At 36.8% G+C, this 9,287-nt stretch carries 23 protein-coding genes and 1 pseudogene; all 24 read right to left on the bottom strand.

Features of this window, described 5'->3' with window-relative positions:
- Nucleotides 1-215: 215 nt before the first annotated feature.
- A pseudogene (locus tag J4P91_RS26355) lies at nucleotides 216-719 on the bottom strand (Holliday junction resolvase RecU); the annotation flags it as partial.
- A gap of 14 nt (nucleotides 720-733) precedes the next feature.
- On the bottom strand, nucleotides 734-916 hold the full coding sequence (locus J4P91_RS26350) for a hypothetical protein (protein WP_207996435.1): 183 nt from the start codon (nucleotides 914-916) through the stop codon (nucleotides 734-736).
- Between the two features lie 44 nt (nucleotides 917-960).
- Complete coding sequence (locus J4P91_RS26345) at nucleotides 961-1,368, bottom strand: hypothetical protein (RefSeq protein WP_207996434.1); 408 nt, start codon at nucleotides 1,366-1,368, stop codon at nucleotides 961-963.
- Nucleotides 1,369-1,477: 109 nt separating this feature from the next.
- Nucleotides 1,478-1,795 carry a hypothetical protein gene (locus tag J4P91_RS26340; protein ID WP_207996441.1) on the bottom strand — a complete coding sequence of 106 codons (318 nt, stop codon included), beginning with the start codon at nucleotides 1,793-1,795 and terminating at the stop codon, nucleotides 1,478-1,480.
- 41 nt (nucleotides 1,796-1,836) lie between these two features.
- On the bottom strand, nucleotides 1,837-1,965 hold the full coding sequence (locus J4P91_RS29515) for a hypothetical protein (RefSeq protein WP_279538720.1): 129 nt from the start codon (nucleotides 1,963-1,965) through the stop codon (nucleotides 1,837-1,839).
- Nucleotides 1,962-2,162 (bottom strand): hypothetical protein, encoded by a 201-nt coding sequence (locus tag J4P91_RS26335; RefSeq protein WP_207996433.1) that lies wholly within the window; start codon nucleotides 2,160-2,162, stop codon nucleotides 1,962-1,964. Before J4P91_RS26335 ends, J4P91_RS29515 begins: the two co-directional genes overlap by 4 nt.
- Complete coding sequence (locus J4P91_RS26330) at nucleotides 2,159-2,428, bottom strand: hypothetical protein (protein WP_207996432.1); 270 nt, start codon at nucleotides 2,426-2,428, stop codon at nucleotides 2,159-2,161. The genes J4P91_RS26335 and J4P91_RS26330 overlap by 4 nt, the downstream gene beginning before the upstream one ends.
- 50 nt (nucleotides 2,429-2,478) lie before the next feature.
- A complete protein-coding gene (locus tag J4P91_RS26325; RefSeq protein WP_207996431.1) occupies nucleotides 2,479-2,655 on the bottom strand; it encodes a hypothetical protein in 177 nt (58 codons plus the stop codon).
- A gap of 30 nt (nucleotides 2,656-2,685) precedes the next feature.
- On the bottom strand, nucleotides 2,686-2,991 hold the full coding sequence (locus tag J4P91_RS26320) for a hypothetical protein (RefSeq protein WP_207996430.1): 306 nt from the start codon (nucleotides 2,989-2,991) through the stop codon (nucleotides 2,686-2,688).
- A gap of 31 nt (nucleotides 2,992-3,022) precedes the next feature.
- Entirely contained in the window at nucleotides 3,023-3,187 is a 165-nt protein-coding gene (locus tag J4P91_RS26315) for a hypothetical protein (protein ID WP_207996429.1), read from the bottom strand.
- A gap of 27 nt (nucleotides 3,188-3,214) precedes the next feature.
- On the bottom strand, nucleotides 3,215-3,406 hold the full coding sequence (locus tag J4P91_RS26310) for a hypothetical protein (protein WP_207996428.1): 192 nt from the start codon (nucleotides 3,404-3,406) through the stop codon (nucleotides 3,215-3,217).
- A gap of 291 nt (nucleotides 3,407-3,697) precedes the next feature.
- The gene (locus J4P91_RS26305; protein ID WP_207996427.1) at nucleotides 3,698-4,219 is read right to left on the bottom strand and encodes a dUTP diphosphatase; all 522 of its coding nucleotides are present in this window, start codon (nucleotides 4,217-4,219) and stop codon (nucleotides 3,698-3,700) included.
- A gap of 14 nt (nucleotides 4,220-4,233) precedes the next feature.
- Nucleotides 4,234-4,401, bottom strand: coding sequence for a hypothetical protein (locus J4P91_RS26300; RefSeq protein WP_207996426.1), 168 nt, complete (start codon nucleotides 4,399-4,401; stop codon nucleotides 4,234-4,236).
- Nucleotides 4,402-4,411: 10 nt separating this feature from the next.
- The gene (locus J4P91_RS26295; protein WP_207996425.1) at nucleotides 4,412-4,654 is read right to left on the bottom strand and encodes a glutaredoxin family protein; all 243 of its coding nucleotides are present in this window, start codon (nucleotides 4,652-4,654) and stop codon (nucleotides 4,412-4,414) included.
- Nucleotides 4,655-4,723: 69 nt separating this feature from the next.
- Nucleotides 4,724-4,918, bottom strand: coding sequence for a glyoxalase (locus tag J4P91_RS26290; protein ID WP_207996424.1), 195 nt, complete (start codon nucleotides 4,916-4,918; stop codon nucleotides 4,724-4,726).
- Entirely contained in the window at nucleotides 4,911-5,282 is a 372-nt protein-coding gene (locus J4P91_RS26285; protein WP_207996423.1) for a YopX family protein, read from the bottom strand. Before J4P91_RS26285 ends, J4P91_RS26290 begins: the two co-directional genes overlap by 8 nt.
- Entirely contained in the window at nucleotides 5,269-5,412 is a 144-nt protein-coding gene (locus tag J4P91_RS26280; RefSeq protein ID WP_207996422.1) for a Fur-regulated basic protein FbpA, read from the bottom strand. The genes J4P91_RS26285 and J4P91_RS26280 overlap by 14 nt, the downstream gene beginning before the upstream one ends.
- Nucleotides 5,413-5,416: 4 nt before the next feature.
- On the bottom strand, nucleotides 5,417-5,908 hold the full coding sequence (locus J4P91_RS26275) for a hypothetical protein (protein ID WP_207996440.1): 492 nt from the start codon (nucleotides 5,906-5,908) through the stop codon (nucleotides 5,417-5,419).
- Between the two features lie 12 nt (nucleotides 5,909-5,920).
- The gene (locus tag J4P91_RS26270; RefSeq protein ID WP_207996421.1) at nucleotides 5,921-6,322 is read right to left on the bottom strand and encodes a hypothetical protein; all 402 of its coding nucleotides are present in this window, start codon (nucleotides 6,320-6,322) and stop codon (nucleotides 5,921-5,923) included.
- Between the two features lie 11 nt (nucleotides 6,323-6,333).
- A complete protein-coding gene (locus J4P91_RS26265) occupies nucleotides 6,334-6,645 on the bottom strand; it encodes a hypothetical protein (protein ID WP_207996420.1) in 312 nt (103 codons plus the stop codon).
- A 15-nt stretch (nucleotides 6,646-6,660) separates the two neighbouring features.
- A complete protein-coding gene (locus tag J4P91_RS26260; protein ID WP_207996419.1) occupies nucleotides 6,661-6,930 on the bottom strand; it encodes a hypothetical protein in 270 nt (89 codons plus the stop codon).
- Nucleotides 6,927-8,222: a replicative DNA helicase gene (gene dnaB, locus J4P91_RS26255; protein ID WP_307802556.1), complete on the bottom strand. Its 1,296-nt coding sequence runs from the start codon at nucleotides 8,220-8,222 to the stop codon at nucleotides 6,927-6,929. The genes J4P91_RS26260 and dnaB overlap by 4 nt, the downstream gene beginning before the upstream one ends.
- On the bottom strand, nucleotides 8,197-8,475 hold the full coding sequence (locus J4P91_RS26250) for a replicative helicase loader/inhibitor (protein WP_207996418.1): 279 nt from the start codon (nucleotides 8,473-8,475) through the stop codon (nucleotides 8,197-8,199). The genes dnaB and J4P91_RS26250 overlap by 26 nt, the downstream gene beginning before the upstream one ends.
- A 12-nt stretch (nucleotides 8,476-8,487) precedes the next feature.
- Nucleotides 8,488-9,285, bottom strand: a complete 798-nt coding sequence (locus J4P91_RS29195; RefSeq protein ID WP_243764021.1) for a hypothetical protein — start codon at nucleotides 9,283-9,285, stop codon at nucleotides 8,488-8,490.
- Nucleotides 9,286-9,287 lie beyond the last annotated feature (2 nt).

The following is a 9,287-nucleotide window of genomic DNA, read 5'->3' as shown; positions in this document are numbered from 1 at the left end:
AGTCCTTTAATTCAATCTCTAGTATTTCAATCTCTTCGCCTAAGTTTTGGTAAAATGTTGTCATGGTAAATCCCCCTGTTTCAATTTTATTATTTTCAATTCACATAAGGTATGTGAAATTTTAATATCTATCTGTTGAATAAGGGAACGATGCTTAGTAAAGTAGCCCCCACCAATCTACTCTGCATGGTTCCGTTATCCATTTAAACCGCTAATTCATCAACATATCTTAAATAATCAACTGGTGCTCGTTCTGTCTGATCTACTAAGTATCCGTAAATATCGAAATCTGCTCTTGGTATCGACTTCTTCCCGTTCGGTTGATGAGACATCCTTACATAAGATTGAATTACTGATGCTGGTACCAAGAATACTGTCTGGTCCTTACTAAACTCTATAAGGAAGAAACATACCGCTCCCATCTTTTCAGCTTTCTCCAGGTAATCCAATTGATGCTGCGCAATGTTACTTAAATCAAATCGCGTAAGACTCTGTGTTGATTTCGCTTCAAATGCAACAGCTCGTCCTTTATAAACGCCATCATAGTCCACTGTACTTTTAGATTCGTAAAATCCATTTAGAACTCGTCCGCCTGCACTTTTTAACACCTTAACAGGAGTCGGACGCTTGTTTATAAGCGCCACTCCCTCACGTTGGTACATTTCATTCGATAGATTGATAAGCTTCTCGAAATGCATTCCTCGGTTTCCTAAGCCCATTGTTATTCCTCCTTTTATTTAAATTCTTTAATTAGATCATTAACTGTTAGTTCCGTTCCTTTAAGTACTTTATTGATTGAAAACTTAATGGCTTCTTGTTGTTCTTTACTGACTCCATGAAATGACGCATCGATTAAGGACAACCATAGGCCTAATACGTTCTGCTTCATCTGTTTGAATTGCTTTTGTTCATCCATTATCCTCACCTCACTTTCTATTCAAAGGATTATTTTGTTGAGTTTTATCCGATAAATTCCTTGTAACATTTAAAACTACAAAAATCTGGATTGTTGTTTGGATACCCTAAAACTTCTTTAAATGTTTCACCGCATTTTTTACAATCTTTATGAGGCTCTTCAAATGCTACTTCATAACGAATATATCCATCGCTCATTTCCTCATCGATTCTAGCTATAAAATAGCTTCCGTCTTCACATTTGACATGAAATCCGCCAACAACTGGATGCCCTATATTTCTTATGTACTTATCAAAGATGTAAGGTGATACTGTAATTTCTTTCCTCCAGTTAGGATCATATAATCTCCTTTTCTCATCTAACTTTTCCTGCAACTTCCTATTTTTTATGGTTAATTGATCGACCTTATTTTCTAGGTATTCAATTCTCTTTCGATTTCCTATCCCAAACATTTCTCTTCCTCCCCTGAATAAAACTCAATATTCCGTCAATACTGTAGATAAGCTGTATGCCAAAACTCATTTGAATGAACCTCTAACAGCAGTTCCTTGGAGCGAGCAGTTAGCTTTTGCTAGCTGCTCTTTTATATGCTTCATCAATTGCACTATCAATGCTGTCAGGGCCCCATCCAGAATGTATCTCCATAAATCTATAAACAGCTTCTGGTTTCCATCCCCTCTCAAGAATTCCCTGGCAATTATCAACTAAATCGTTGTATGTTTTTATATTAGCTCCTTTTTCCAGCGCTTCTGTCAGCTTATCTACCAATTCAATAATTCCGTCGTAATAACTCTCTTCAACTAAAAGCACTCTTCCTACACCTTCAACATGCATCTTTTCCCAAAGTGATTTATCTTCTTTTATATCCTGCGCTTTCATATCCGTTCCCCTTTTCTACAAAATGAAATTTTTGTTTAGTTTTATATGCTTTCATTGATTTTATCGATAAGCTCATTCAATTCCATTTCTGTATCTACATCGACTGTATTATCTGCAATCTCTTGTAATTTCGTGGATAGTGCTAATAAAAAACTTACTGACGCTTTCATTCCTCATCCTCCTCAAGTTCCGTAACAGTTATATAATTTCTAGCTTTCTTCCTCTTTGCCAATCTCCTTTGATATGCCGGCGTCTTATAAAAGTAAATCGTCTCAGGAAGTACGCCCATATGTTGAGCGCATTCCTTTATGGTTCCGATACATATAAGTGATTCACCTTTATAAACGACGTACTCCTTTTGTTTCACTTTTCAACTCCCACGGGTACTAACTCTAATTGATATTCGTGTTTTGAGTAGTGCTTGAAAGTTGTCCAATTTTTTAGGTCTTCTACGAGATCATCTATAGTATCAAAGCAACCTGAAGCCCAGGCATCCATTCTGTAATCTAAAAGTGAATATTTGCGTGTTGATGGGTCTTTATAAATAAACTTCGGTACTCCTGAACTTGTAACAATGACGTCACCTACTAAGTATTTTTCTTTTTTTGTCTCAACTTTAATATTGATTTTCATTATTTATCTCTCTCCTTTTCTACTAAATAGCGTTTTGGTTCAGTTTTCTTCTATTCAATTACTTCACGTTTGAACCATTTCACCTTAGCTAATCGATCAAGACGAAAATTATAATTCCCAGCCGGTACAATTTCGTCATTATTATTTTTCCAATAAATATTTTTAAAATTACCTTTCGCAATCATTTCAAATAAATCAGCTGTTGAAATTTCTTTATATCTTTCCAACTTAGTCATCCTCTCAAATAAAGATTTTGTTTAGTATTCTGTTGAAGCTATAATGCATGGGCTTGTAATGTTGTCATTTTTAATTACCCATTCAAATGTCTTGCGGACTACTATCGAATCTCCAAGTGGTCTTCCACATTGGAAATTGTCCTTTTCACTTTCTGGCAACTCATCTATGTCTACATACGTAACTTCTTGCAAACTGACTTCCCCGACGAACCCTTCGTTTATATCTTCATCTTCAAGGCCACATTCATTCTTGTAATACGCTTTTGCTTGTTCTTCAGTTTCAGCACAAACCCAATCGCAATCATTCATTTTAAAAACTTTCATCATATCTATTTCCCTCCAAAATAAGAATTTTGTACTAATTTTGCTTAACGTTGCCTGATTTAGTTTCAATAAATGTATCTTCATCAATCTCAATACTCACCATATCCATCTCACTATCAAAACCTACAACTCTTCCAGAAACTCCTGTTAATGCTCCCTCAATAATTGTTGCTTGAATATTAACTGTTACTGTATTCATTTCTTTTCCTCACTTTCTCCAAAATAACTATTTTGTTTGTTTTTTGTTTTTGTATGCCTTGTGCATATCTGCTAACGCATGAAATGTATTATTTTGAATGAGTCTTAAAACATTAAACGCTTCATGTGGTGTTAAACCTTCCTCTTCAACCAATCTCGCTAAACCGGTTATTATTAATTGCTGGCCGAAACTATTTTGATTAAATTCAACTTTGTTCATTTCTCATTCCCCCTAGTTTTATAATCTAATAACGCTTTTGTTTAAAACCTATTTTGATTTAACCAACGTATGTGAATCTCTATATCCAAATTCTACCCAATTATGTCCCCACGGATAGCAATCCCGATGCCACTTGAATGACTTATCAAGATTATCTTCTACAGAGTTCCAGTATTTTATCTCTTGACATTTCATCATTAACCAAAGAGTGTTCCTTGAATATCTAAATAGTTGTCTATTGCGGGTGTGTCTCATTTTCATTCCTCGATTCTGTACAAAATTCAAATTTGATTAATATCCGTTATCCTGGCGTTGGTGGTTCACTTCATTCTTTTTCATGTATGCTTGTTCAATTTGTTCCTCAGTGAACCCTAACATGTATCCTAGTTTCAAATAATTTTCGAATAATTCAATGTATAAATAATCAACATAGTCAAATCCCTCTTGCACTATCTTTTCTAGCTCTAATGTTACTGATACTAGTTTTTTATATTTCATGACTATATATTTATCTTTAACAACAATGTTTTCGTAGTCCACAAGCATACGTTTAGGCAAAAACATAATCTCTTGACGTTCTTTCAAATCCAACCCTGTCTCCAATACAAAATGTAGACCGTCGACATATTCTTCTAGCAGCGTTTCTTTTGGATTTGGGTTCTCACTCCAATACTTGAAGCCACGCCAATCGTTTGCACATTCCATAAACTCAACTAGCATCGCTAACATCATTTTTGGGAATTTACCTTTTCCTTTGTATCCAATATGTTGTTTTAATCCTGCTTGTACTTCGAATAATTTAGTTAATTCCATTTTCATTCCGCTCCTTATAAATAACTCTTCAATTCTTGCTTCCGATTCTTTAATTCTTCCAAGTTTTTCTTCGTCTTATGTCTTTCGTTATCTAGCATGACTAGATGATATTCCAGGTTATAAATCTCGCTCTCTACTGACGTGAGTTCACCTTCCACCTGTATTTTGGTTTCTTTCTTCACACAACCCCTCCTACAGTCCTAATTCGTTCATGATCTTTCCTTCTTCAAAGCCCCTTACAACATTGCCGTTCTCAAATTTAAAAGCTGGTAAACTCATTAAACCTAACTCATCGGCTTCTGCTTTATAATTGATGTTTTCTTCAATGTTTCTTTCTTCTAACTCAATCTCTACTGGTGCAAACCCTAGAAAGTGCTTTGCACGTTTGCAATGAGGGCATTCATTTTTCGTGTACATGATAATCTTAGTTGCCATTTTGTTCAGTCTCCTTTGCTTCTGCTAATAATTGAGTAATTTCGTAAACGTTATTTTCAATTGGTCTCATTATTCTTCACCCTCCTCGTAATCTGATAAGATATCCTCTAATACAGTTGCTGTATCTTCTAACGTGAGCCACTGCCCTCTATGGAATCCTGCTAACCCTAAATCACCTTTTTCAAACGCTTCATCCGCTTGTTTTCTGCTCTCAATTGCTGATTCGTGTAAACCTTTTATATACTCCTCAATTGCTTCACGCATTCTTTCCATCCCCTTTTAATAATTGATTTTTGTAGATGTTTCCGATTACTTGGCATGATAATTCTCCATTTGTAGCAGTTACCAGAGAAAAAGTTGTATTTCCAGAAGCTTTGAACATCCCTCTTTCAAAAACCACTGTATATCTTCTGTTCCATTCAAATACTAATATCATGTCACCTTCAAATATTTCCTGATTATGTTTGTCTTTTAATCCTGTGTACTGTCCAACCGTTTCAAAATCAACAATATGCAATTTACCATCAACTAAAATCCCGGCATTTCCACTTTCTAATTTGTAACGAAGATCTCCAACAACCCATTCTTCACTATTAATCTTTCTTCCGCGAAACTTAATCTCTCTCATTCTCCCCATCTCCTTTTATCAAATTGAACAGCTCCTGCTCACTCATTTCATACAGCTGCCGTCCTGTATCTTCTTCCTTGTAGATCCCTTTATGTAGCAACACATCGATGTAGATTTGTTTCCTGTCCATTTACCTATCTCATGCCCTTCACATATTCTTCCTTCAAATCACGAATTAACATAATTTCTTGCGGCCCCGCCTCATGTCCTAGCGAATTCACTCTGTTTCCGTAAACCTCGCCGGATATCATTGCACGCTTTATAGCGATATGCTCACCTGTACCTTTATGAGTCCAGAAACCTCTTAAATTTCCCGTTCTTTCGTTGTTGACTTGTTTCTTCCCTTGCTTTCCTGGTGGCTTCGTTGCTGCCATTTGATAAGACATCCCTTTCTTAATTCGGTAGTAAAACGTATCTTTGTGAATGCCATTGCTTTGAGCGATACTTGGCCAATCCCCATATTTCTTAGCCTTTCCGCCTTTATATTTGTTTTTCCCTACAGGTTCCGTTATGGCACGCTCTTTATCCCAATACAATTGATTAACTCGTTGCCATGCTCTTTTTTTAGGTATTCCGTTTCTTCTAGCAATCTCATAATCTGCTTCGGTTAAACGTTCTTCTTCCATAAATGAACCTCCTTAACTAATTTGTTTCTTTCTATATTTTCTTAATGGCTGCGTCGCCGCTTCGTAAGGTGTCATCCCTCTCGCAACTCTTTGATAAAACGTGACATCTTTAATTCCATGTTCTGTAGCTATTTCGAGGAATGTAGCGTATCCTTTCGGCTTTGTTGCTGCTTCGTAAGGAGTCATTCCTTCTTTTATTCTTCTAAGATAAGTCGGTCTACTAATCCCATTACGTTCGGCGATTACTACCATTCTTTCATGACTATCACCTTTGTATTTTTTGACTGGCTCCGTTATAGCTCGTTCAACACTCCAACCATGCACATTAACTCGGTGATATACATTCTTCTTGCTAATGCCGTTTTTAGCTGCCTTCTCATAATCTTCGTAAGTAATAACCGTATTGTATTTCATCTCGTTTCCCCCTAACCGATCTCTTTAAATTCTCCGTTTTCGTCATAGCGTTTTCCCTGTTTACCTAGCGGCTTCGTAGATGCCATTTCATACGACCAGCCTAGTTCTAATCTTGCGTAGAATGTACGCTTTGATATGCCGTTTTTTATTGCTTTGTATAGGGAGTCTCCATGTTTCCAAGCTTGCCTTTTAGCATTTATAGGTGTTGTTGCTGCTTTTTCTTCATCCCAGCCAAGATACATGATTCTGTCATACAATCTTCTTGGATAAATGCCGTTCTCTTTGGCTTTCGCATACAATTCATCACTTATAACTCGCTTCATCATTCTTCCCCTTTCCTAATCGAGCTCCATAATTTCTTTAAGAGACCTGTCTGATACATAAGTCTTAATAATCTGTATCCTGCCGTATTTATCCCTAGCCATTCCCTTGGCTTCGCTCTCTGTCTTCGCTTCAAACCAGCGTAATTTCCACTTTTCATCTTTGTCATAAAACTCTATGGCGTATGTCGCTATAGCGGGTTCTTTGGCAAGGAATTGCTCTGCCGTGCTCTTTGCCGTGTAATCAAAAGTGCCTATCACATCATCGAAACTTAATTGACCTTTCACTGTTCATTCCTTCTTTCAAGATCTAGGAATTTCCCGAATTCTTTTAGGAATGCAAGTTCTACTGTTCCAGTTGGTCCATTACGATGCTTTGAAATAATAACTTCAACAATGTTCTTCGCTTCTGTATCAGCATTGTAATATTCATCTCGATATAAGAAAGCAATCAAATCCGCATCTTGTTCAATACTTCCTGACCCCCTTAAATCAGACATCATCGGACGCTTATCATTTCGCTGCTCTACGCTTCTTGATAACTGCGCAAGTAAAACTACTGGAACATTTAAAGAACGTGCTATTTGCTTTAACTCTGCCGTCATAGCGCCTATTCTTAAATCATCACGTTCATATGTCCCTACCGTTGAAATAAGACCTAAATAATCAATGAAAATAACATGCTTTTTATCTGGATATTGTTTCTTAAACTGCCGTGCTTTTGCTCTTATATCAGCAATTGTTTGTCGTGATTCATCATACACTTCGAATGCCCACTTGCTAATTTCCCCCATTGCAATAGATGCTTTTTGTGTATCCTCTTGCGCAAAGTATTTCCAAGGATTTTGCCATTTCGAACTGTCAATGTGCCCCATACTACTAATCACTCGGTTAAATAAGTCTTTTGATGGCATTTCGATAGAAAAGTAACTACATGCCGCTCCAGACTCACAAGCGTTTGTCGTTAATGCTAACGAGAATGCTGTTTTCCCCATCGAAGGACGACCAGCAATGATATACAACGAACCACCCTTTAAGCCACCAGTCATTCCATTAATATCAGAGAATCCTGTATCTATTCCAACTAACTCACCACGATCGGTATTGATATCACGCATAATTTCAAGAAGGACATCTTCTTTTGTAGCGCTCTTTGTAACACCCATTTCTTGCAATTCTCCAAGCTTGTTATACGTCTTCGCTATATTTTCCTCATCAGTTTTTTGCAGTAAATCCGAAGCAATGACCTTGGCTTCCCTTATGCGATACTGTTCATATATCAACCGTTGATAATGTTTGAGGTTTGCTGTACTAGGAACTGAGTCTGCAAGCTGAGCTAAGTAATGAACACCGCCTACTGATTCCAATGAATCTCCTAATCTTTCAACTAAAGTAACAAGATCTAAAGCTTCCCCATCATTCATGATTTTTTGCATCGTTTTATAAATCATTCTGTGGCGTCCATTTTCCATATGTAGCGGTTGTAATGTTACTTCTTGTATTAGGTCTCCTTCGAGTAGTAAACACCCTAGAAAGCTTTGTTCTGCGCTCAAATCAACCGTTCTTAAGTTCTCTATCACGACGTGCCACCTCTTCCCATTCTTTCAACTTGTTCATTTGAATATTTTTTGGAGTTTCATTGACAAGGATTTCTGCCACGCTTGGCGGAAACTTCTTAGTTTTGCAATGTTGTTTAAGCTTTTCCATTGTTTTTGGATATGAGCTGTCTTCCAATAAATCAATCCATACTTGTATACGTTCATCTGTTAATTCGAAATTTGGATAAGCTGCTACGATATAACGTAGTAAACTTACAACCTCTTTTTTCTCCATCCTATTTCCCCTCTATTCATATTTAGCAAGTAATTCCTCGTTCTTCGCTTGACGTCTTCCTTGCTTACCTGATATTACTGTTAACGGTTTGTTTGCTTGCTGCTTGGAATGCCATCTGTTATAGATATAACTCGCACAATATCTAAACGAATTTATCCGATCCATTGAGTGTTTAGGAGTGAAATTATTAAAACATTCATCTAGGTAAAATAGTATTTCGTTAAAAGGCACCCCTTCTTGTAATAATTGACTTGCAATAGTGTAATCATCAGGACTTGGGAATCCCCTTCCTTTTAGTTTCATGTATTTATCAGTAATAAGATTAACTTGGCGTTCTGTTAAATTTTCGATATTACTCTCCTCCTCAACAACAACATTATTCTTATCATTCTTGTTTATATCCGCGAGGTGTTTCTCTGCTGTTCCTTTGCTGTTACCCTCGTCTTTTTTAGCTTGGTAAGAATCCCAGTTTAACAACGTTATTAGTGTATATTGCCTGTTACCCTGACCGCGTTCTATTAAAATCATTTCTTGTTTCTCTAACCACCCTAAAATTGTGGAGATTGTCTTAGGATTGGGTTCTTTCCACTTCGTTCCTTCGTAGTAACCAACACCTTGTGCGATGTTTCTGACAGACGTTAAATGTTGCCCTCGCTTTATGAGAAACTTACTTCCATCCCTCATAGGAATCTCGTTATCTTGATGATTCACTTGATATTTAAGCCACTGCCATACTCGATGATACATAGGGGGCATTAACCAAATGTCACTTCCCAACTCCTGCCTATAATCTTTTATGAATCCCTGCATGA

This window comes from Bacillus sp. XF8, from assembly GCF_017498755.1.
Taxonomy (GTDB): Bacteria; Bacillota; Bacilli; order Bacillales; family Bacillaceae_G; genus Bacillus_A; species Bacillus_A bingmayongensis.
Note: the sequence above shows the minus strand (reverse complement) of the source record. Positions and strands in the feature narration are given on the sequence as shown.